Source organism: Streptomyces sp. NBC_00203, assembly GCF_045206325.1.
Taxonomy (GTDB): Bacteria; Actinomycetota; Actinomycetes; order Streptomycetales; family Streptomycetaceae; genus Streptomyces; species Streptomyces lutosisoli.
The window spans coordinates 452636-475043 of sequence record NZ_CP108126.1; the positions used below are offsets into that span (position 1 = coordinate 452636).

The following is a 22408-nucleotide window of genomic DNA, read 5'->3' on the forward strand; positions in this document are numbered from 1 at the left end:
CGAAGGTGAGGAGAAAGTGATGCTGCATACGGTGGAGTGGAAGGTTCGCCTCTACCTCTCCGAGGACGGAGGAACGACCAAGGCACGTGTAGTGGTGAACACGGGAACCACGACCCTCACCGGCCACGGGGCCGCGCACTGCAACCCCGCGGACGCCGATGTGCCCGAGATCGGTGACGAACTCGCGGCGGGCAGGGCCATGCACGAGCTCGCCCAGCAACTGGTCAACACCGCCGAGCGCGACATCGAGGGCCTGGACACGCCCGCCACTGGACGAAGCCCTCGCCCGGTGGCCGGATGGGCCATGTGACGGACGCCTGCGCGGCAGCCGTGTCAGGAACCGGCCGCCACCGGATGCGACACCGGCGACATCTGTTGAAGGGCCGGTCGGCCGGAGAACGGTCCGTTCGGCACCCGTGGTGGGGCCGCCCGGGTCATGCGGCGGCGCTCTGCGCGTGGCACGTTGGGTACAGCACCCTTCTGAGGAAGGAGTGGCGACCATGCGAGCTCACCTCGGCGACCAACTCGTTATCGAAAGCGCGGCCACCGGCGCCAACAGGCGCGACGGCGAAATCGTGGGACTCCATCACGAGGACGGAACCCCTCCCTACGACGTGCACTGGTCGGATACGGACGAGGTGACGCTCGTGTTCCCCGGGCCCGACGCCCACATCCGTCACCTCGAACACGGGCCAGGAGAGAGCCCTGCCCCGGTTTCCCCGCCGAGCACGGACGAGGCACGGCAGCAGACGGGTGCCGGGTCCGGCACGCCCCCGTCGGACGGGGCGTCCCACACCGGTGACATCGGCCGGCGCATAGCCGCCGAACGCCGGCGACAGGGGCTGACCCAGGCGGAGACAGCCCGGCGCGCCAAGATGGCGCCCCAGTACCTGGCCTACCTCGAAGAGCGGTCGGCCGACCCGAGCCTGGCGACACTCATCAGACTGGCCGCCGCGCTGGGCACCTCCGTCGCCGCCCTGCGCGGGGGCGGAATCGATCTCCCGCCGGGCCAGGGCCAGGCACTCCTCGATCCCCAGCTCCGGGACCTCGGCCCGGAGGAATGTCGCGCCCACCTCTCCACGCACGGCCTGGGCCGCGTCGCGGTGTCGACCCCTCACGGACCGGCGGTCATTCCGGTGAACTACGAGGTCGTCGACGACGCGATCGTCTTCCGGACCGCGCCGAACTCGGCCCCGGCGGAGGCCGTCGGAACGGAAGTCGCCTTCGAGGTCGACCATGTGGACGAGGCCATGAGCCAGGGCTGGAGTGTGCTGGCCGTCGGCTCCGCGCAGGCGGTCACCGAGCCCGACGCGGTGCGACGGCTGGCCGATCGCGCCCACAGCAAGCCATGGGCGGGGGGCGAACGTGAGCTGTGGGTGTCGATCAGGCCCACCCAGCTCACGGGGCGTCGCATCAGTCCGCCCGATCAGAGCGGGCACTGACTGCGCTTCTCCCGACAGGCATTCCACCGCGAGGATCCCGCGGCATACGAGGCGCGGGCCCCGTCCAAGGGCTCGCCGACTTGCGAAGGGAGGCAGCGGTGAGCCAACGAGCACTCTCCCCGGAGCGTGTGGCGACCCTGGTCCGCGACGCCACGGCCGCGCCGTCGATGCACAACGCGCAGCCATGGCGCTTCCGTTACTTTCAGGGCAGCCGCACGTTCCAGGTGCGCGCCGATCTCGGCCGAACCATGCCCCACGCCGACCCCGACACCCGTGCCCTCCACCTCGGCTGCGGCGCCGCCCTGCTCAACCTGCGGGTCGCGGTCGCCCACGGGGGCTGGTACCCGGCGACCCGGCTGCTGCCCGACCTCGCCGACCCCAGCCTGCTCGCGACCGTACAACTGACCGGGTTCGGCAGCGGCGAGAGCGACCTTGCCACGCTGTATCCGGCGATTCACCAGCGGCACAGCAGTCGTTTCCCGTTCGAGGAGACGGAGATACCCGAGGCCGTACGGACGGCGCTGAGCGAGGCCGCCCGCCTGGAGGGGGCGTCACTGTCCTTCGCCACCGCATGGCATCTGCAGCAGGTGCTGGAGCTCGTCGAGGAGGCCGAGGCACGCAATCGGACCGACCCGGGCAGCGACGAGGACCTGGCCACCTGGACCCGTACCGGCGACCCATCGGTGCAGTCGACCCCCGACGGGGTCCCGGAGTACGCCTTCGGGCCACGCAAGCGCGGCGGCAAGGCTCCGGTACGCGACTTCGCGGGCATCAGGTCAGTGGCAGGCCGCACCGCGACAGCGTTCGAACGCTCCCCTCAACTCGCCCTCCTCAGCACATCTCGCGACCGCCTGGAGGACTGGCTGCACGCAGGTCAGGCCATGCAGCACGTGCTGCTGCTTGCCACCCTCGAAGGCCTGTCCAGCTCGTTCGTCACCCAGGCCCTGGAGTGGCCGGACCTGCGCTGGCCGCTGCGGGACCCGATGTCGGGCACCGGCCATGTACAGATGGTGCTTCGCCTCGGCTACGGGCCCAAGGGCCCCGACACACCACGCCGCCCGGTACCGGAGATACTCGACATCGAGCCCTGAAAGCGGGAACTCGACGTCCACGACACCCTCCGGGGCGGCGCATGCCCATGGACGCGGTCCAGCCGACGGTGACGTCCGCCGGAGCGCGACCAGCCGCCGCCGAGTACAGATGTTCCGAGCGCGGGATGCGCAGCTTCTTCTCCAGGAGACCGGCTCCGCGCGAGGCGGCCGCCAGGCGGTGCATGAGGCCTTCCCGGTGTGGGCCGCCCACACCGGGAAGGCCTTTCCTGACCGCCGCCGTGCGCTCGGTCAGTCGTGCGGGACCACGGCCACCGGTGCGGCGGCATGGTGCAGCACCGCTTGCGTCACCGGTCCGATGTGCGGGCCCACCGGCGTACGACGGTTGCGGCGCCCGACCACGACCAGCGCCGCGTTGCGGGAGGCGTCGATGAGGTGGGAACTCGCGTTGCCGATCACCGCCTGCTCGTTCACCTCGACGCCGGGGAACTTCTCCCGCCACGGCCGCATTACCTCGATCATGTTGTGCCGCAACTGCGCGCGCAGTTCGTCGTTGAGTTCGAAGTCGAAGGCGCCGCCGTAACCGTAGGTGGACGGCAAGGTCCATCCGTGGACGACGCGGAGCTTCCGCCCGTGCCGGGAGGCGGCTTCGCACGCGAAACCGATCAGGGAACCGTCCGGATGGTCCAGGTCGAGGCCGAGCACGACTTCGCCGCTCAGGTGGTCGTCTTCGACGCCTTCGCCGGCTCGTACGAGGACGACCGGCCCCTGGGTCCTGGCCACGACGGCGAGTGCCACGGAGCCGACGAGGAACCCGGTGACTCCGCCCAGACCCCGGGACCCGAGCACCAGGAGATCGGTCTCCTCCGCGGCAGCCAGCAGGGTGGTGACGGGCTGTTCCGGGATGCGCTCGGCGGTGATGTGCAGGCTGGGGTGGCGCTCGGCGAGCCGGGCCGCGGTCTCCCGCGGCAGGCGGTCGGCCCACTCGCTCTGCGAGTCGTCCACGGGCGGCACGGAGGCGCCCGCCAGCGGGGAGTACGTGTAGGGCTGCCACTGCCAGGCGTGCACGAGGCGCAGGGGCGCGTCGCGCAGCAGCGCCTCGTGGGCGGCCCAGTCGGCGGCTGCGAGACTCTCGGGCGAACCGTCCAGACCGACGGTGACGTTGCGGGACATGTGCGGACCTCCTCAAGGGGATGTGACTCAGTCTCCGGGTGGCAGGCCCACGTCAGGAGGGGCCACAGGTCCCGGCCCGGGACCGACCGGCCCATCCGGCTTGTGTCCCGTTCTTCCGCGAGAGTCGGTTCACACGATCGCGACCGGGCAGTGGGAGTGGTGCAGCAAGGCGGCGGTGACCGGGCCCGGTTGCGGGCCGATGCGGTGGGAGTGGCTGTGGGCACCGAGGACCACGACGGCGGCTTCGCGGGTCGCCTCCAGCAGCGAGTGCTCCCTGCCGGAGTCGACCGTGCGGACCGCCACCTCGACCTGGGGATTGCGCTGCCGTAGCCCGGCGATCGCACGGCGTGGTAGAGCCTGTTCGGTCAGTTCGTGCACAACAGCGTCGTCCCGCGCACGATCCGCGGGGACGGGGGCCGGGGGTGCCGGCGTCCGGCGCCGATGGGTCGCAGAGTGCAGCACACGCAGCCGGACCCCGCGGCGCTCCGCCTCCGCGAAGGCGAACGCCGCGGCATCCGCGTCGGCGTCGCTTTCCAGGCCGAGCAACACCTCGCCTCGCCCGGCAGCTTGGTGGTTCCCCCTGACGACGAGCAGCGGACCGCGTGTGTGCGCGGCCAGCCGCAGGCTCACCGAACCGAACAGTAAGCCACCGATACCGCCGAGCCCGCGCGTACCGACCACGGTGAGCTCGGCGTCCCGACCGTGCTGAGCCAGCGCCTGGACCGGTCCGCCTTCAAAGGCGGAGGTCGTGACGAGCAGGCCGGGAAGCCGCTCGCGTACCCGGGCAGCCGCGGACGCCAGTACCGGGCCGGACTCGTCGAGGTCGGGCACGGCGTACACGATGTCCAGCAGGGCGCCACGCAGCGCCGCTTCCTCGGCGGCCCGGTCCAACGCCCGTACGGCGATGAGCGAACCGTCCACGCCGACGGTCACATGACGGGTGGTCATGTCTTTCCCTCCCCTTGGTCGGTGTTGGCTAGGTGGCCGCGGATGCCCCGTCGGCCCGGTTCGCCAGTGCCGCGCGGCCCGCTTCCAGGCGGGCGGCGGGAACGCGGAACGGCGAGCAGGAGACGTAGTCGAGGCCGGTGTCGTGGAAGAAGTGGATGGAGTCCGGGTCGCCGCCGTGTTCGCCGCAGACGCCGATCTTCAGGGTCGGGTTCGTCGCGCGGCCCTCCTCGACGGCGATCCGGACCAGTCGGCCGACGCCGTCCCGGTCGAGGGTCTCGAAGGGCGAGGTGGCGAAGATGCCTTGCGCCAGGTAGGCGGGGAAGAAGGACGCCTCGACGTCGTCGCGGGACAGTCCCCACGCCGTCTGGGTCAGGTCGTTGGTGCCGAAGGAGAAGAAGTCGGCGGCTTCGGCGATCCGGCCGGCGGTCAGCGCGGCGCGGGGCAGTTCGATCATCGTGCCGATGGGGCAGTCGACGGTGAGCCCGGACGCCTTCGACACCTCGGCGAGTACGCGCTCCGCGGCCGCCCGCACGATCCGCAGTTCCCCGACCGTGCCGACCAGCGGAACCATGATCTCGGCCCGGGGGTCTCCCCCGTCCCGCAGCCGCTCCACAACGGCTTCGGCGATCGCCCGTACCTGCATCTCGACCAGACCCGGGACAACGAGTCCCAGACGAACGCCGCGCAGCCCGAGCATCGGGTTGCTCTCGTGCATGCGCTCCACGGCGGCCAGCAGGCGCCGGTCGTGTGCGGTGGGGCGGGTGGCGACGCGGACGGCGAGGTCGGTGCGGTCGGGCAGGAACTCGTGCAGCGGCGGGTCGATCAGCCGGATGGTCACCGGCAGGCCGTCCATTTCGGCCAGGATGCCGCTGAAGTCGGCCCGCTGGAGCGGCAGCAGCGCTTCCAGGGCGGCGCGCCGCCCGGTCTCGTCCGCGGCGAGGATCATCGCCTCGATCAGTCCGCGTCGCTCGCCGAGGAACATGTGCTCGGTGCGGCACAGGCCGATTCCCTCGGCTCCGTAGCGGCGGGCGCGGGCCGCGTCCTCGGGGGTGTCGGCGTTGGCGCGCACCCCCAAGTGCCGTACGGAGTCAGCGTGTTCGAGGGTGCGGGCCACGGCATCCGTCAAGGCCCCGTCGCGTTCCCCAGTGTCCAGGAAGCGGCCCACCGGCGAGTCGGTCAGTGGCAGTGCCCCGAGGTGGACCGTGCCCGCCGTGCCGTCCACGGAGAGCACCGTGCCTTCGGCGAGCACGGTCCGGTCGGGTGCGGTGAGCGTCCGTGCCTCGACGTCCACCGTCAGTTCCTCGGCGCCGCACACGCACACCTTGCCCATGCCGCGCGCCACCACGGCCGCGTGGCTGGTCTTGCCGCCGCGACTGGTGAGAACGGCCTCGGCCGCGACCATCCCGGACAGATCGTCGGGGGTGGTCTCCCGGCGTACGAGGATCACCTTCTCCCCCGTCGCGGCGCGGCGCACCGCCTCGGCCGAGTCGAAGACGATCGCTCCGACGGCGGCGCCGGGAGAGGCCGGGACCCCGTGCGCCAGCGGCTTCGTCTCGGCGTGTGCCTCGAAGCGGGGGAACATCAGTCGGGCGAGCTGCGCCCCTCCGACGCGGGCGAGCGCTTCGTCCTCGCCGATCAGTTCCTCGTCGACGAGCGCCTCGGCGATACGGAAGGCCGCCTCGGCGGTGCGCTTGCCGACCCGGGTCTGGAGCATCCAGAGCGTGCCGCGCTCGATGGTGAACTCGATGTCGCACAGGTCGCGGTAGTGGTGCTCCAACGTGCCCATGTGGTCGATGAGTTGCCGGTACGAGGGCGGGTCGAGCCGCTCCAGCTCGGCAAGTGGCACGGCGTTGCGGATACCGGCGACGACGTCCTCGCCCTGGGCGTCCCGCAGGTAGTCGCCGTAGACACCCCGGGCGCCGGTGGCCGGGTCGCGGGTGAAGGCGACTCCCGTGCCGGAGTCCGGACCCCGGTTGCCGAAGACCATGACCTGGATGTTCACGGCGGTGCCCAGGTCGTCGGGGATGTGTTCACGACGGCGGTAGAGGCGGGCGCGCTCGCTGTTCCAGGAGCGGAAGACGGCCCGGATCGAGCGGTACAGCTGCGCGCCGGGGTCCTGCGGGAACTCCTCGCCCGTCGCGTCCCGGATCACCTGCTTGAAGTCCTCGACGAGCCGGGCGGGGTCGTCAGTGCTCCCGCGCCGGTCGAACAGTTCCGGGGCGATACCGAGGACCGTGCGGCCGTACATCTGGAGGAGACGACGGTAGGAGTCCCACGCGAAGTGCTCGCTGCCGGTGGCCTTGGCGAGCCCGAGGACGGATGCGTCACCGAGGCCGATGTCCAGGATCGTCTCCATCATCCCGGGCATCGAGAACTTGCTGCCCGAACGCACGGACAGCAGCAGGGGGTTGTCACGGCCGCCCAGCTCACGACCAGTGCGTCGTTCCAGCTCCACCAGCGCGTGGGCGACCTGGGCGGCCAGTTCTCCCGGCTCCTCGCCCGTTGCCAGGTATTCCCGGCAGGCGTCGGTGGTGACGGTGAAGCCGGGCGGTACCGGCAGTCCCAGGCGGGTCATCTCCGCCAGGTTGGCTCCCTTGCCGCCGAGCAGGTCCGCCATGTCACGGCCGCCCTCGGAGAATTCGTACACGTACCTGGTCATCTCTCTCATCCTCCGGGGCTGTTCAGGCGTGCGGGACGACGGCGACGGGGCAGGGTGCGTGGTGCAGTGCGGCGTGTACGACGGAGCCGAGGTGGTTGCCGAGGTGGTTGCCGAGGTGGTTGCCGCGCAGGGTCTCCCGCACCCGGCGGCCCACCACGAGGAGGGCCGCGCCGGCCGAGGCATGGATCAGCTCGCCGGCCGCGCGCCCTTCGGTGACGGTCTCGGTCACGGCGACCTCGGGGAACTTCTCGCACCAGGGGCGCAGCGTCGCGACCACGGCGCGCTCGTGCTCGGCGAGCAGCTCGGGGCCGTTCACCGGGGCGAGCCTGTCGATCGCCGCGTAGGCGGGCGGCGCGCTGAAGGCATGGACCACGCGAAGCGGGGTGGCACGGAGTCGGGCGGCGTCGAAGGCGAACTCGATGAGTTCGTCGCAGGGCCGGTCCGTGTCCAAGCCGAGCACGACATCGCGGTACGGGGTCTCGGGTATCTCGTCGGGGGAGATTCCGGGTACCGCCGAGAAGTGCTCGCGGGCGGTGCACTCCCCCGCCCGCACCAGCACCACGGGACGCGGTGACCTGGCGACCACCCGCTGTGACACCGACCCGGTCAGGAACCCCGTGACACCGCTGATCCAACGGGAGCCGAGGACCAGCAGATCGGCTTCCTCGGCCGCCGCGAGCAGGGCCCCGACCGGCGATTCGACGACCGACTGGGTAACGACCCGCAGGCCGGCGTGCGCAGCGCGCACGCTGTCCGACGCCTGCGCCAGCATGTCCTCGGCCCAGGACCGCTGCGACATGTCCGCGGGAACGGTCGGGGCGGGCCGCGGCTGCCACTCCCAGGCGTGCACCAGCCGCAGCGCCGTGCCTCGGCGCACGGCTTCCCCGGCCGCCCAGTGCGCGGCGGCCAGACCTTCGGGAGTCCCGTCGATCCCCGCGGCGACGTGTCGAAGCATGGTCCGCACCTCCTGCGTGCGTACCGGTGGATTCCTCTTCTCCCCATCGAGCCTGATACCGGGCTGGGCCCGGGTGCAGGGGCCGGGCAGGCCCTTCCGAAGGGCCCTATGGCCCCGGTGTCCTCCCGCCCCTCCACGCCCCGGGCAGCCTCGCTCCCGTGCGGCGCCACGAGCCACCGGACCGCATGCACCGGCCGATGCCGTACGGCCCGGCCCCGGGGCCGCTCGGCCCATGGTGAGGACGGGGTGTCAAGGAGAGATTGGAGGTGGCAGGATCGCGCTCCAGGAAGAGGACAGGATCATGAACGCTTCCCCCACTTCCAGCATGCTGCGGGCGTTGTCCGCCGAGCACGGCGAGCGCCTGATGCACGTAGCCCGGGAGGTGTCGTTCCCCCAGGGAACCCGCTTGTTCGAGGAGGGCCGGCGAGCCGACCGGTTCTGGATCATCCGTACCGGCACGGTGACCCTCGACATGCGCGTGCCCGGCCGCCGCGCGGCCGTCATCGAGACCGTCGGGCACAACGAACTCGTCGGCTGGTCCTGGCTGTTCGGACCGCACACCTGGCATCTGGGCGCCGAGGCCACGAGCCCGGTGCGCGCCTACGAGTTCGACGCCGACGTCGTACGCGGCATGTGCCGGGCCGATCCGGCGCTGGGCATGGCCGTGGGCCAGTGGGTGGGAGACATCGTCGCCCGCCGGCTGCGGTCGGCCAGGACCCGGCTGCTGGACATGTACGCGCCCTACGGCAGCGGAAGCCTTCGCTGACCGCGCCGCCATCCACCGAGGAGTCAGCATGCACGGCACCCCGCACATCGTCAGCGACGTGATGACCCACACCGTCGCCGCCGTCGGCCGCAAGGCCAACTTCAAGGAGATCGTGCGGTTGATGGAGCAGTGGAAAGTCAGTGCCCTGCCCGTCCTGGAGGGCGAGGACCGCGTGGTCGGCGTCGTCTCCGAGGCTGACCTGCTGCACAAGGAGGAGTTCCGGGACGGTGACCCGGACCGCAATACCCAGCTTCGGCGCCTTTCGGACCTCACCAAGGCCGGCGCGTTGACCGCCGAGGACCTGATGACGGTCCCGGTCGTCACCGTCCAGGCGGACGCGACCCTGGCGCAGGCCGCGCGGACCATGGCGCACGCCAAGGTCAAGCGGCTCCCCGTCGTCGACGACATGGGCAAACTCGAAGGCGTCGTCAGCCGCGGCGATCTCCTCAAGGTGTTCCTGCGGGACGACGAGGACATCGCCGAGGAGGTCCAACGGGAAATCGTGTCGTACCTGTTCCGTGCCCCCTTGTCCCCTGTCCGCGTACAGGTACGGGATGGTGTCGTCACACTCGCCGGTCAGATCCGGGACACCTCGTTGGTGCCTGTGGCAGCGCGCCTGGTGCGGGCCGTCGAAGGTGTGGTGGACGTGGAGTTCGAGCTGACGGGGCCGACCCGAGGACCGGAGCAGTGACCAGGGGCCGATTCGACGGCCGCACTCAAGTTGGGCCGGTCGGCCCTGGTGTGATGGACCCCTTCAGAGGCGAGGGGGAACGACGCGGTCGGCCCCCGTCCGTCCACGGCCGAAGAAGTCCGGACACCCGCGGCACCGACGGTCTCAGCCGTTCGGCGAGCCGCCGGCCGTCGCCGCGCCGGCCGGAACCACCGGTACCCACCACACCAGCCGCGTGCCACCGCCCTCGAGCCGTTCGGCGAGCGTCAGTGTTCCGCTGCCGTCACGGTACTGCCTGGGAGGCCTCGGCGGCACCACGCACCGCTCCGACGACGGGAATCCTGAACGCGGTTCAGACACCAGCCCCCGGTCGTCGGAGTCTCGTCCGGTCGCATCAGGCTTCAGGGCACGTCAGGGCGCAACGGGAAAGGTTCCGGTTGCCCCCGGTCCCGATACGGCGCGGGGTTCACTCCGCCGGTGCGCCGGACACCAGCTCGGTGCCGACGCGCGCGGCCCACGCCTCGATCTGCCCGAAGTCACGAAAGTCCCCGCCCTTCCCGGAGGAAACGATCTTCCGGGCGATGAATCCCTTGGCCCCTTCTTCCAGGCAGCCCCCGAACGTGACGTGTTCCCGGACGTTGAGCCGGGTCATGGCCCGCCGCACGCCAGGGACGGGTGGTATGTCCTTCTCCGTGGCCGAGGCGTCGAGGGGACCGCTGCTGAAGAACCACAGCGGTCGCCCGGCGAGTGCACGGCCGTGCCGACGGACGAAGCGGCGGGCGTCCTTGTGCCAGCGCCCCGCGTACAGCCCGCCGCCCACCACCAGGGCGTCGTACGACTCGATGTCCGTCACGAAGCGAGCGGGCACCGCTTCGGCGAGCACGCCCTCCTTGCGCAGGACTTCCGCGATGGTCTCCGCGATCCGCGCGGTCGATCCGTTCGTCGTCCCGTAGGCGACAACCACCTTGCTCAGCATGGCGGTACCCGTTCTCTCGCCTTGCTTCAGAGCTTTCGCAGCCATTCCTCGGTGACTCCGTGCAGGGCCGGCTCGTCCGGCCGCAGGTGCGAGTCGTCCATCCGGTAGGTGAGCTTGTCGGTCACGGCGACCACGCCGTCGATCCGGTCGGTCATGGAGACGGCGATCTCCGCCTCGCTCCGGCGCTCCACATGGCCGTCGAGGGTGACGACACCCTCGTGCACACCGACGTTGACGGCCGAGGGGGCCAGCCACAGCGTGCGGACCAGCACCTCGTCGATCACCTCGCGACGGATGACGTCGTCCGGTTGCAGAAAGACCTGTATCAGGTCGCGGCGGGTGACGATGCCGACCGGCCGGTCCTCCTCGTCGACCACTGGCAGCCGTTCCACGCAGCTGTGTGCCATGGTCCGGGCCGCCTCGGCGATGGTGTCGTCGGCATGCACGGTGACCGGCGGCACGGACATCAGCTGTCCGGCGGTACGGGCGTGCCCCTTCGCGGCCTGCCGACGGGCTCCGCGGGTCAATCCGGCGAACCGGGAGCTGCGCGGCGTCTCGTAGGGGTCGGGTACACCCGCCTGCCGGACCATGAGATCGGTCTCGGAAATCACACCGAGGACCTTGTCGTCCTCGTCGACCACCGGCAGCCCGCTGATGCGGTGCTCGGCAAGCAGCCGTGCCACTTCCTTGAACGGCGTGTCGTACCGGACCGTGACGACCACCGTCGCCATGACCGATCCAACCTTCTTCTGCCTCATGTCTGTTCCTCCTCAGCGCAGTCGGCGCAAATAGGGGTCCTGGGCCCGGCGCGGCAGCAGACGGACGCGTGCGTCCAGCACGGTGACCGCGGCCGGTGTCGCCAGGACTGGGTTGAAGTCGGCCTCGGCGAGCTGCGGCAGCTCGCCCGCCATACGGGACAGGCGCAGCAGAAGCTGTTCGAGGCCCTGGAGATCGGCCGGCCGGCTGCCGTGCGCGCCCAGCAGCAGCGGCGCACAGCGCGGCGCGGTGATCAGGTCGTGAACGTCGTGGTCGGTCAACGGGGCGAGCCGGGCGGCGTAGTCGGCCAGCACCTCGGTCGCCGTACCGCCGAGCCCGAACAGCACCAGGGGGCCGAAAACCTCGTCCTGCGTCACGCCGGCGAACAGCTCGGTGCCGCGCGCGGCCAGCGGCTGGACGACGACCCCGGTCATGAGTCCGGCGAAGCGGGTCTCGAAGTCCCGGAAGCCGGCGCGCACTTGGGCGTCGCCCTGGAGGTCGAGATGGACCGCGTGCTGTTCGGTCTTGTGGACCAGGCCGGGCCACTGTGCCTTCATGACCACGCGGCCGTCGGCACCGCGCAGTCGTTCGGCGGCGATGACGGCGTCGTCCTCGGTCTCGGCCCAGGCCCACGGGAGTTGCGGAATGCCGTAGCAGGCGAGGAGTCCGGCGCAGGTGCGCGGGTCGAGCCAGCCGCCGTCCGGATGGGCGGCGAGGTAGGTCTCGGCGACCGTGTGCGCTCGGGCCGTGTCGACCTCCGTCAGCTCCGGGATCGTGCCCGCGGGCCGGTTCAGCCAGGCCGTACGACGGGCGGCGTGCGCCAGGGCCCGCGCCACCGCGACCGGCTCGGCGTACGAGGGGATGGCACCACCCTCCGGCGTGGGCAGCAGCTTGACCGGCAGGTCCTGCTCAAGGCGTACGAGAGCGACCGGCCGTTCCCGCCGTCCGGGGCCGTCGGTGAGGGCGCGCACGAGGTCGTCGCCGGTCGCCTCGGCGACGGCTGTGGGGACAAGAGCCAGCAGCACGGCGTCGATACCCGGGTAGCGCAGAAGCCGGTCCACGCAGTCCCTGAGCTGGTCCTCCGTGACGGCCGCCGTGGCGTCGACGGGGTTGCCGACGGCGGCGCCCTCGGGCAGCACCGCGAGCAGATCGTCGATCAGTTCGGGGGTGGGGGCGGGCAGGGACAGCCCGGCCTCGGCGCAGGCGTCCGCCGCTAGGACACCCGCGCCGCCCGCGTTGGTGACGATCGCCACGCGGGTCCCGGCCGGTAGCGGCTGGGAGTGCAACAGGGCAGCGGTTTCGAGGAGTTCACCCACCGAGCCGGTGGCGGTGATGCCCGCCTGGGTGAACAGCGTCTGCCGGGTCACGGTCGGGGTCGCGGCGGCCGCGGTGTGCGAGGCGGCGGCACGGCGACCGGCCTCGGTACGGCCCGCGTCGACCGTCAGGACGGGCATACGGCGGGTCACGCGCCGGGCGGTGCGGGCGAACGCCCGCGGGTTGCCGAAGGACTCCAGGTGCAGCAGGGCGAGGTCGGTACGGCCGTCGCTCTCCCACCACTGGAGCATGTCGTTGCCGCTGACGTCGTACTTGTCGCCGAGCGACGCGAAGGACGAGACGCCGATGCCGAGCCGGGACAGCCCGTCGAGCAGGGCGATGCCCACTCCGCCGGACTGTACGGCGACGCCCGCCGTGCCGGGGCGCGGGTGGCCGGCGGCGAAGGTGGCGTCGAGGCGGAGCGTCGGGTCGGTGTTGGAGATGCCGAGGCAGTTGGGGCCGACCAGCCGCATGCCGTAAGTGCGGCACGCTGCCATGAGCGCTTCCGCCTGGTCGCTGTCGAGCCCGGCGGTCACCACGAGCAGCGCCCGGACACCGGCCTTGCCGCACTCTTCGGCCGTGGCGGGCAGGGCATCGGCCGGGATCGCGAGGACCGCGAGATCGGGGACCTTGGGCAGGGCACCGACCGACGCGTAGGACGGCACGCCGAGGATCGACGAGACGTGAGGGTTCACCGCGAAGAGCCGCCGGGTGAACCCGCCGGCGTGCAGATGGTGCAGGAGGGCCCGCCCCACCGATCCGGGCCTGCGGCCGGCGCCGACCACGGCGACCACGTCGGGGCGCAGCAGGGGTTCCAGGCTGGCGACGTCGGCGGCCCGGCCACGGGCCTCGACGGCCGAAAGATAGGTGTCGTCCTCGGCGAGTGCGATGGTGCAGCGCACTTCCGGGCCCTCGAACCGACGTGCGGCGCGCAGGCCCAGGTCGGTGAAGAGCCGGAGCACCTCGTAGTTCTCGCTGAGCGCGTCGGCGGTGAACGTGGTGACGTCGTCCGCACGGGCCGCGGAGACGAGGTGTTCGACAAGGAGGGTGCCGACGCCTCGGTGGTGCAGCCCGTCGGCCACGGCGATCGACATCTCGGCCGTGTGCGCGTCGTCGCCGGTCTCGTACTCGGCGAGGCCGATCACCCGGCCCTGGGTCTCGGCGAGCAGCGCGCGGTAACCGGGGCGTGCCGGCGCCGCGGCCCGTTCGGCGGCCAGGTCGGCGGAGCGGCGGCTCGCGGCGAAGAACCGCCGCCGGAGGTTCTCCGTCGACATCTCCTCGTAGAGTCCTCGCAGCTGCTCGTGGTCACCGGGCCGCACAGACCGTATGCACACAGTGGTGCCGTCCGCGAGCAGGGCGTGAACGGTCGGGCGGTCGCGCTCGTCGTCCATCATCTCGGGCCTCCTCGAAACCTCTTGGCCCTTCGAGCATCCAGCGCTGCGCGGCTCCGTCCCAGGGGCTGATCGGGTGCGCCGTATGGGCCGGTCGGCCCCTGCGTCAAAGGCCGGCCCACGGCGGATGGTGGACACCCTGGACTCCCGTACGCATGGAGGGACGAACTGTCATGACCGAGCCGATCGTTGTCGGGGTCGACGCCCGTGATCCGGTGAGCGCGGTCGTGGACTTCGCGTTCGACGTAGCCCGGCGCCGCGGTGGCCGACTGCACGCCGTGCACGCCTGGCGGCTCCCGTCCGCCGCCGAGCAGTGGATGCCCTACGTGGTGCCGGAGGAGGACCGTGGCGCGTGGGAGGACCAGGAGGTCCAACTGCAGTCGGACGCGCTGCGGCCGTGGCGGGAGAAGTATCCGCAGGTGAACGTCTACGAGGACGTCCGTCTGCAGAGCCCCTCGAACGCGCTGATCCAGGCGTCGGCCTCGGCGGGACTCCTGGTGGTCGGCCGCGCGGACCGTTCACTGGGGTCCACACTGCGGGCCGTGCTGGAACACGCCGAGTGCCCGGTGACCGTGGTTCCGCACTGACGCGGGACCGTCCGGTCACGGTCCGGCAGGGTGAGGGTCAGGGTGCAGGATTCGCCGGGCGCCACGGACATGGTGCGGTCCGCGCAGGCGACGTCGATCGGATCCCGGTCGGACGAGACACCGAGATCCTCAACTGTTCAGCAGTCAGGCGCAGTTGCACCCCGCGATGGCCTCGGTAGCGGATGGCGAAGCCGTACTCGGACAGCTCCGGCAGCGGCACCGGATGACGCCGTCGGTGTCGCGGACCACGGCCCGCACCCCCGCAGCAGACGGGGTACGCGGGCCGCGCCGCTCCGCTCTCAACGGTCGTCGGCCACCAGTGCGGTGAGATCGAGGAGCCGGTTGGTGTAGCCCCACTCGTTGTCGTACCAGCCGAAGACCTTCACCAGGGTGCCGTTGGCCTGGGTCAGGGCCGGGTCGAAGACGCAGGAGGCGGGGTCGCCGATGACGTCCCGGGAGACGATCGGCGCCTTCGAGACGCGGAGGATGCCGTTCAGTGGTCCCTCCGACGCCTCGGCGAAGGCGGCGTTGACCTCCTCTGCCGTCGCCGCCGTCCGCAGAACCACCGCGAGGTCGGTGAGCGAGCCGTCCTCGACGGGCACGCGCACCGCGATGCCGTCCAGGGCGCCGGCCAGTTCCGGTACCACCAGCCCGACGGCGCGGGCGGCTCCCGTGCTGGTCGGGATGATGCTGAGGGCCGCCGAGCGGGCCCGGCGCAGATCCTTGTGGGGGCCGTCCAGCAGGGACTGGTCGTTGGTGTAGCCGTGGATGGTGGTCATCACGCCGCGCTCGATGCCGAAGGCCTCGTGGAGCACCTTGACCATGGGCGCGACGCAGTTGGTGGTGCAGGAGGCGGCTGACACGATCCGGTCGCTGTGCCGGTCGTAGGTGTCGTCGTTGACACCCACCACGATGGTCGCGTCCGCGTTCCTGCCGGGCGCCGAGAGCAGCACCGTGTGAGCGCCGGCCTTCAGATGCAGGGCGGCGGCTTCCCGGTCACGGAAGCGGCCGGTGGACTCGATGACGATGTCGGCGCCATAGTCGGACCAGTGCAGGGCCCCCGGGTCACGCTCGGCGGAGACGGAGATGCGTCGCCCGTCGACGGTGATCGAGCTGTCGTCGTGCAGGACCTCGCGTCCGATGTGACCGAACGTCGAGTCGTACTCCAAGAGGTGGGCCAGGGTGGCGGGCGGCGCGATGTCGTTGACGGCGACCACCTCGACGTCCTGGGCACCCGCCTCCGCCCGGTCGAGTGCCGCGCGCAGATAGGTGCGGCCGATGCGGCCGAAGCCGTTGATGCCGACGCGTACGGTCATGGCGATGAACTCCTTCGCGGGGGTGGGGTTTTCAGCTGATGCGGGGTAGGGGTTTTCAGGCGGTCCAGGTCCAGCCGGTGACCTCGGGCAGGTCGGTGCCGTGTTCGCGGATCCAGGCGTGATGCCGGGTACGGTCGTCCGCCATCAGCTGACGTACGGCGGCAGCGCGGACGTCGAGGCCGGGGACGCGGTCGATGACGTCCATGACCAGGCGGTAGCGGTCCAGGTCGGTTGCTGCCAGGAACGTCCCACCGCCGCCCACCGCACGGGAAGTACCGACCGGACCCTCCCGCAGGGACCAGCAGGCCAGACTCCGGACCTGGAGGGGCCACTAGGCACTGCTGCCCGCTCTCGGTACCCACCCAGCCTCGGGTTGGGGCCGGACGGCCCCTTCGCCCCGCTCTTCTCACGGCAGCAGGCTCAGGGCATCGCACGCCCTGCAGCTCGCCTCGTCCGAGAGGAGGCCCCCATGTCTGCCAGATGTCTCGACTCATCAGCGTTGGAGAAGCTGATCTCGGCGGCCGTCGCCGCGCCCTCGATGCACAACACGCAGCCCTGGCGTTTCCGCCTCGACACCGACTCGACCACCATGGAGATCCACGCCGCCGCCGAGCGGGGGCTTCCGCACGAGGACCCGCACGGCCGGGCCCTGCACATCTCCGCCGGCGCGGCCCTGTTCAATCTGCGGGTCGCGGTGAGTCAGTTCGGCTGGAAGCCGGTCACTCGGCTGCTCCCGGATCCCCACCACCCCGGTCTGCTCGCCTCCATGCACATCACCATGCGCACCAGCCCGCGCACACTCCACGGCGACGATCTGTACGAGGCGATCTGGCACCGGCACAGCAGCCGCTTCCCCTTCGCCAACCAACCTGTTCCCGGAGCCGTGCTCCACGAACTTGCCGAAGCCGCCCACTCCGAAGGCGCGACGCTCGCGGTCACCGGACCGCGCGAGACGGCGCGGCTGCTACGGGTCACCGCCGAAGCGGAGCACCGCAACCACGCCGACCCGTCACGCAGCGCCGAAAGCCGCCGCTGGACGAACCGGGACGGAGCCGCGGACACAGGCATCCCGTCCACGGCGCTCGGACCCCAGGACACCTTTGAGCAGCTTCCCCTGCGTGACTTCAGCGCGCGGCGATCCCTGGAACAGCTACCGGCCCGGCCGTTCGAACGGACACCTACGCTCGTGTCGCTCAGCACCTGCCACGACCGGCGCATCGACTGGCTCCGGGCCGGACAGGCACTTGAGCGCGTCCTGCTCGTCGCAACAGCCCACGGAGTGCGCACCTCACTTCTGCACCAGGCACTGGAGTGGACCGACCTCCGCGACGAGCTGCGTTCCGCGACGTGTCCGTTCGACCACGTCCAGATGCTCATCCGACTCGGCTACGGCCCGGAAGGACCTCCCACTCCGCGCCGCACACCGCGCCTCTTCCTCGACCCGGACCCCTACCCCTACCTCGACCTCGACCTCGACGGCACTGGCCCTCAGCATCGACGTCTCGCGCCCACCGGGCCGGTCGGCCGTAGCCGGGGCCGACCGGCCCATGGGGCGACGGCCCAGGGCGCCGCACAGTGGAAAGGGGACACATGTGACGCAGGAGGCGGGAGTCATGCAGCACCGGATGGTGAGTGATCTGATGACGACATCGGTCGTACGAGTAAGCAAGAACGCCGGCTTCAAGGAGATCGCCAAGCTGCTCGCCGAGTACGACATCACGGCGGTACCGGTCGTGGACGACGACGACCGGCCCGTGGGTGTGGTCTCCGAGGCGGATCTACTGCGCAAGGAGGCGGGCCAGCTGGACCCCGCAGGGCTGCTGCCGGTCCTGCACTCGCGCCCCGTCGACCGGGCCAAGCGGGAGGCGACCACCGCTGAAGGCCTGATGAACAGCCCGGCCATCACGGCCCGGCCGCAATGGACGGTGGTGGAGGCCGCCCAGGTGATGGAGCGCTACCACATCAAGCGGCTGCCGGTGGTGGACGAGGCCGACCGGCTCATCGGACTGATCAGCCGCGCCGACCTGTTGCGGGTGTTCCTACGCGGTGACAGCGCCATCCGCGAGGAGATCTCCGGGAACGTACTGGTCCGCACGCTGGGCATCGCCCCCGACTCGGTGACCGTTCGTGTCGTGGACGGCCGGGTCTCCCTGAAGGGAACCGTCGAACGGAAATCCCTCATCCCCGTCGCCGTGCGGTTGTGCCAAGGTGTGGACGGAGTAGTGGATGTCACCGAACAGCTGAGCCACCGGACGGACGACACCGCCGAAACCCTGGACACCGGCTCACCACGCCGCGCTCAACTGGCACCTTGACGGGCAGCCGGATGCCGCCTCCCAATTGAAGCCGGCACGAGTACGGCACGACGTACTGGGCAGGTTGCTTGGTCTGCTCCGGCGGGCAGGCACAGGCGAAGTTCCGTGGCCGTCGGTACGCGCAGCAGGTCTTGCGCTGGACCTGGGTGACGCCGTCGCCGAGGGCGAGCAGGACCCGCAGATCAGTCTGGGCTCGCTCCAGAGCACCTGGGACACGACCGTGCCCCGAGCCGGTCGCGGACCAAGCCTCCCGACTCAGCCCGGTGGTCCATCGGCCACGACAGGTAGAACGGCCCCTGGTTGATGACACTCGTCGTCGTGTGGAACAGCTTCGGGCCCGCCTTCTCCTCCAGTTGACTTCCTGCTTCAGCGACCCTCGGTGACCGATCCCCAAGATCTGTGCCAGAACCGAGTTTTGATGTCACTGGGTGCCTATGACACGCGGAGTGGGCCGGGGACCAAGTCCCCGGCCCACGAAGCGTTTCTCGCCGAACGCGTCAGGAGTGCACCGACGTACGGTGGTCGTTCCGCTCCGGCCGGTACGGCGCCTGTGGCGGCGTCCTGTGTGCCCGACGGCGCAGGACCCGGACGGCGAGATCGTCGAAGACCGCGGCGAGGACACACGTCAGACCCGCCGCCAGCACGAGCAGCACCGCGAACCGCTCCCAAAACTCCGGTGTGAGACTGGTACCCACTGCCCTCGCCCTCCCTCGTCGACGTCCTTCTCTGTGCTTCCAGCCAACCCCGCCGCAGGCCGGGGGCACATGGGCCAAGACGGCCTGCCAGAGGTCCACAACGGCCCTTGCCCGCCGGGGCTCACTGGCCTTGGGCCGGCCCACCCGAGGGGGAAGAACGAGAGGGCCCAAGGTGGGCGGACGAGCGCGCGCTCCCCGGACCATGGCACCACCTCCGCCCAGCCCAGGATCCGATCGATCCGGTCGCAATCACCCGAGCCCACTCTCTCCAGAACCACGAACTGTTCGACGAACAGACCGTGTTCCCCACCCGACTCGCCCAGGTCGCGTAGCGCGGCCCGGAGGCTTCGGGGCCGGTCAGCCCGACAAAGGGACCAACGGGACCTGGGTCGGAGGACCGCGGACGAGAGACGGTGCTGGTGGGAGCGGTACCGGTCTTTCTCTCCGCCAGCCGTGCCGTTCCCTCCACGCGCCGCCGCCTCAGCGGCGGCGCCCTCTCGACAACGGAGGCTCGCCCCCATGACCCGCCACGACGGCCCAGGCGCGACCGCCGGCCCTGCCGCCACGCCGTCCGACATCGCCATCGCGGTGGACCGGCTGGTGACGAACGGGCTCAAGGCACTCGCCGACTATGAGGCGCTCGATCAGGAGCAGGTCGACCACATAGTGAAGACATCGAGGACATGATCGAGGTGGCTGAGCCCGTCGGCGTGGTGTGCGCCATCACTCCCGTGACCAACCCGACCTCCACCACGATCTTCAAGGCACTGATGGCGCTGAAGACACGCAACCCGGTCGTGTTCGCCTTCCACCCCTCCGCTCAGCGCTGCAGCGTGCAGGCGGCCCGCATCGTGCGCGACGCGGCGGTCGCAGCGGGTGCGCCCGAGTACTGCGTGCAGTGGATCGAGACCCCGTCCGTGGAGGCGGCCGGCGCCCTGATGCGACACCCGGGTGTCTCCCTGATCCTCGCCACCGGCGGCAACGCCATGGTCAAGGCCGCCTATTCGGCGGGCAAGCCCGCCCTGGGAGTGGGCGCGGGCAACGTCCCCGCCTATGTCCACCGGACCGCGAAGCTGCGCCGAGCCGTAAACGACCTGGTGCTGTCCAAGGCGTTCGACAACGGCATGATCTGCGCCTCCGAGCAGGCCGTCATCCTGGACGAGGAGATCTACGACTCGGCCCTCGCCGAATTCCTCACCCTGCACGCCCATCGGGCGACCGCCGAGGAGAAGGCGAAGCTGGAGGCGTTCCTGTTCCCCACAGGAGCCGCGGGCGCGGGCTGCGAGCCCAAGGTCAACTCCGCGGCCGTTGGCCAGAGCCCGGCCTGGATCGCCGAGCAGGCCGGATTCTCCGTGCCGGACGGCACGTCGCTCATCCTGGTCGAGGCCGACCGGGTCGGCGCGGACGAACCGCTCACCCGGGAGAAGCTCTGCCCGGTCCTCGCCGTGCTCCGCGCCGGCACCGAGCAGCAGGGCTTCGACCTGGCCGCCGACATGGTGGCCTTTCACGGGCAGGGGCACAGCGCCGTCATCCACACCGAGGACCTCGCGCTGGCGGAGGCGTACGGAAGGCGCATGAAGACCGTGCGGATCATCGTCAACGCCCCGTCCTCCCAGGGCGCGATCGGCGGCATCTACAACAGCCTGCTGCCGTCACTGACACTGGGGTGCGGCTCCTGGGGCAGCACGTCGGTGTCGAACAACGTGTCCGCCGCCCAGCTGCTGAACGTCAAGCGCGTCTCGGTGCGCCGCAACAACCTGCAGTGGTTCAAGGTCCCGCCGAAGATCTACTTCGAGCCACAGGCCATCCAGTACCTCGCCTCCATGCCGGAGGTTCACCGCGTCACCATCGTCACCGACGCGACGATGACCCGCCTCGGCCTCGTCGACCGGGTCCAGCGCGTGCTGCGGCGGCGCCGGGAACCGGTCACCATCCAGGTCATCGACAACGTCGAGCCCGAGCCCAGCATCGACTCCGTTCGGCGCGGCGCCCGGCTGATGGGCGACTTCCACCCGGACACGATCATCGCGCTCGGCGGCGGCTCTCCCATGGACGCGGCCAAGGTGATGTGGCTGCTGTACGAACAGCAGGCCGAGGGCAAGGACGTCGACTTCGCCGACATGCGGCACAAGTTCTCCGACATCCGCAAGCGCGCCTTCCGCTTCCCCGTCCTCGGCCGGCTCGCCCGCCTGGTGTGCATCCCCACCACCTCCGGCGCGGGTGCCGAGGTGACCCCGTTCGCCGTCATCTCCGACCCCGCCACCGGCAAGAAGTACCCGCTGGCCGACTACGCGCTCACTCCCAGTGTGGCCATCATCGACCCGCTCCTCACCACAGGGCTGCCCCGGGCGCTGGCCGCCGACAGCGGCTTCGATGCCCTCACTCACGCCATCGAGGCGTACGTGTCGGTCTACGCCAACGACTTCACCGACGGCCTCGCCCTGCACGCGATCCGGCTGATCTTCGACAACATCGAGGCAGCGGTGAACGACCGTGCGGCCCGGCCGGAGGCCCGGGAAAAGATGCACAACGCGGGCACCATCGCGGGCATGGCTTTCGGCAACGCCTTCCTCGGCATCGTCCACGCCATGTCCCACACCCTCGGCGCCACCTTCCACATCGCGCACGGCCGCACCAACGCCGTTCTGCTTCCGCACGTCATCCGCTACAACGGCACCGTCCCCACGAAGCTCACCGGCTGGCCCAAGTACGAGAACTACCGCGCCCCCGAACGCTTTCAGGACATCGCCCAGACCCTTGGACTGCCCGCCACCACCCCGGCCGAGGGCGTCGAGTCCCTCGCCTCAGCAGTGGAACACCTCCGCGACGCCTTGAGTATCGAGCCGACGTTCCAGGCTCTCGGCGTCGACGAGCAGTCCTTCCTGGACGCACTGCCCCAGCAGGCCCTGAACGCCTACGAGGACCAGTGCGCCCCGGCCAACCCGCGGATGCCCATGCTCGACGACATGCAGGAACTCATGCGTACGGCCTACTACGGCCGTGTGCAGGGCCCTCCGGACGACGAACCGGCGGACGGGCAGAACGACCGTAGCGTGCGCATCGCAGCCGCCGTTCCGATGAACTGACCAGGCCTGGCGTGTTCAGGCGGCCGTGTGGGCGGGCCTCGTGGCTCGTCGCCGCCCATACCGTCCGGGCGACGACTGCCTCGTAGGCGCCCCTCCACGAGGACCGCCGTGGCAGGGGCCGAGGGGGCAGCGCCACAGCGCCGTCCGACCCCGGCCGCACGGACCCGGTGGGGCCGATGCGCCCGAGGTGATAGGGCCTATCGGCCCCTCTTCGCCCACTGCCGCCAAACGGTTCCGAATCGCGGTCCGACGCCTGCTACACAGAAGACCGCCGCCCCAACGCGATGCGGCTCCTTTCCCCTTCATCCGC

18 protein-coding genes and 2 pseudogenes are annotated in these 22408 nt (G+C 70.8%); 9 read left to right on the forward strand and 11 right to left on the reverse strand.

The window, feature by feature from the left end; translation table 11 throughout:
* Nucleotides 1-19 precede the first annotated feature (19 nt).
* The 3 genes from OG975_RS02295 to OG975_RS02305 all read left to right on the forward strand — a co-directional run bounded on the left by OG975_RS02295 (nt 20) and on the right by OG975_RS02305 (nt 2533).
* On the forward strand, nt 20-310 hold the full coding sequence (locus OG975_RS02295) for a dsRBD fold-containing protein (protein ID WP_406326981.1): 291 nt from the start codon (nt 20-22) through the stop codon (nt 308-310).
* A gap of 190 nt (nt 311-500) precedes the next feature.
* Nucleotides 501-1442, forward strand: coding sequence for a pyridoxamine 5'-phosphate oxidase family protein (locus tag OG975_RS02300; RefSeq protein ID WP_406326983.1), 942 nt, complete (start codon nt 501-503; stop codon nt 1440-1442).
* A 98-nt stretch (nt 1443-1540) separates the two neighbouring features.
* Complete coding sequence (locus tag OG975_RS02305; protein ID WP_406326985.1) at nt 1541-2533, forward strand: Acg family FMN-binding oxidoreductase; 993 nt, start codon at nt 1541-1543, stop codon at nt 2531-2533.
* 249 nt (nt 2534-2782) lie between these two features.
* Here the strand turns inward: OG975_RS02305 and OG975_RS02310 are convergent, their stop codons facing one another.
* The 4 genes from OG975_RS02310 to OG975_RS02325 all read right to left on the reverse strand — a co-directional run bounded on the left by OG975_RS02310 (nt 2783) and on the right by OG975_RS02325 (nt 8226).
* Nucleotides 2783-3664, reverse strand: a complete 882-nt coding sequence (locus OG975_RS02310; protein ID WP_406326987.1) for a universal stress protein — start codon at nt 3662-3664, stop codon at nt 2783-2785.
* A gap of 129 nt (nt 3665-3793) precedes the next feature.
* A complete protein-coding gene (locus OG975_RS02315; protein WP_406326989.1) occupies nt 3794-4612 on the reverse strand; it encodes a universal stress protein in 819 nt (272 codons plus the stop codon).
* Nucleotides 4613-4640: 28 nt separating this feature from the next.
* A complete protein-coding gene (ppdK, locus tag OG975_RS02320) occupies nt 4641-7271 on the reverse strand; it encodes a pyruvate, phosphate dikinase (RefSeq protein WP_406326991.1) in 2631 nt (876 codons plus the stop codon).
* A 22-nt stretch (nt 7272-7293) separates the two neighbouring features.
* Nucleotides 7294-8226, reverse strand: a complete 933-nt coding sequence (locus OG975_RS02325; protein WP_406326993.1) for a universal stress protein — start codon at nt 8224-8226, stop codon at nt 7294-7296.
* A 301-nt stretch (nt 8227-8527) separates the two neighbouring features.
* Here OG975_RS02325 and OG975_RS02330 point away from each other — a divergent pair, with 301 nt between their 5' ends.
* Nucleotides 8528-8992 carry a Crp/Fnr family transcriptional regulator gene (locus OG975_RS02330; RefSeq protein WP_406326995.1) on the forward strand — a complete coding sequence of 155 codons (465 nt, stop codon included), beginning with the start codon at nt 8528-8530 and terminating at the stop codon, nt 8990-8992.
* 28 nt (nt 8993-9020) lie between these two features.
* A complete protein-coding gene (locus OG975_RS02335) occupies nt 9021-9683 on the forward strand; it encodes a CBS domain-containing protein (protein ID WP_406326997.1) in 663 nt (220 codons plus the stop codon).
* A 445-nt stretch (nt 9684-10128) separates the two neighbouring features.
* On the opposite strand, the gene OG975_RS02340 is transcribed toward OG975_RS02335, so the two are convergent.
* From OG975_RS02340 to OG975_RS02350, 3 genes are read right to left on the reverse strand one after another with little or no spacing between them, the layout of a single operon-like run.
* Nucleotides 10129-10638, reverse strand: coding sequence for a flavodoxin domain-containing protein (locus OG975_RS02340; RefSeq protein ID WP_406326999.1), 510 nt, complete (start codon nt 10636-10638; stop codon nt 10129-10131).
* A 26-nt stretch (nt 10639-10664) separates the two neighbouring features.
* Entirely contained in the window at nt 10665-11396 is a 732-nt protein-coding gene (locus tag OG975_RS02345; protein WP_406327001.1) for a CBS domain-containing protein, read from the reverse strand.
* 12 nt (nt 11397-11408) lie between these two features.
* Complete coding sequence (locus OG975_RS02350; RefSeq protein ID WP_406327003.1) at nt 11409-14102, reverse strand: GNAT family N-acetyltransferase; 2694 nt, start codon at nt 14100-14102, stop codon at nt 11409-11411.
* 170 nt (nt 14103-14272) lie between these two features.
* Between OG975_RS02350 and OG975_RS02355 the strand changes: the two genes are divergently transcribed.
* Nucleotides 14273-14686 (forward strand): universal stress protein, encoded by a 414-nt coding sequence (locus OG975_RS02355; RefSeq protein WP_406327005.1) that lies wholly within the window; start codon nt 14273-14275, stop codon nt 14684-14686.
* 37 nt (nt 14687-14723) lie between these two features.
* Here OG975_RS02355 and OG975_RS02360 read toward each other — a convergent pair whose 3' ends face one another.
* The 3 genes and pseudogenes from OG975_RS02360 to OG975_RS02370 form a co-directional block, all read right to left on the reverse strand.
* Entirely contained in the window at nt 14724-14906 is a 183-nt protein-coding gene (locus OG975_RS02360) for a glycosyl hydrolase family 65 protein (protein ID WP_406327007.1), read from the reverse strand.
* Between the two features lie 79 nt (nt 14907-14985).
* Nucleotides 14986-16002, reverse strand: coding sequence for a type I glyceraldehyde-3-phosphate dehydrogenase (gene gap / locus OG975_RS02365; protein ID WP_406327009.1), 1017 nt, complete (start codon nt 16000-16002; stop codon nt 14986-14988).
* A gap of 55 nt (nt 16003-16057) precedes the next feature.
* A pseudogene (locus OG975_RS02370) lies at nt 16058-16231 on the reverse strand (hypothetical protein); the annotation flags it as partial.
* Between the two features lie 240 nt (nt 16232-16471).
* On the opposite strand from OG975_RS02370, the gene OG975_RS02375 reads away from it, so the two are divergent.
* Nucleotides 16472-17638 carry an Acg family FMN-binding oxidoreductase gene (locus OG975_RS02375; protein WP_406327011.1) on the forward strand — a complete coding sequence of 389 codons (1167 nt, stop codon included), beginning with the start codon at nt 16472-16474 and terminating at the stop codon, nt 17636-17638.
* Nucleotides 17616-18317, forward strand: a complete 702-nt coding sequence (locus OG975_RS02380; protein ID WP_406327013.1) for a CBS domain-containing protein — start codon at nt 17616-17618, stop codon at nt 18315-18317. The genes OG975_RS02375 and OG975_RS02380 overlap by 23 nt, the downstream gene beginning before the upstream one ends.
* A gap of 497 nt (nt 18318-18814) precedes the next feature.
* Here the strand turns inward: OG975_RS02380 and OG975_RS02385 are convergent, their stop codons facing one another.
* Complete coding sequence (locus OG975_RS02385; RefSeq protein ID WP_406327015.1) at nt 18815-19012, reverse strand: hypothetical protein; 198 nt, start codon at nt 19010-19012, stop codon at nt 18815-18817.
* Nucleotides 19013-19531: 519 nt separating this feature from the next.
* Between OG975_RS02385 and adhE the strand changes: the two are divergent.
* Nucleotides 19532-22098, forward strand: a pseudogene (gene adhE / locus OG975_RS02390) (bifunctional acetaldehyde-CoA/alcohol dehydrogenase).
* Nucleotides 22099-22408: the final 310 nt, after the last annotated feature.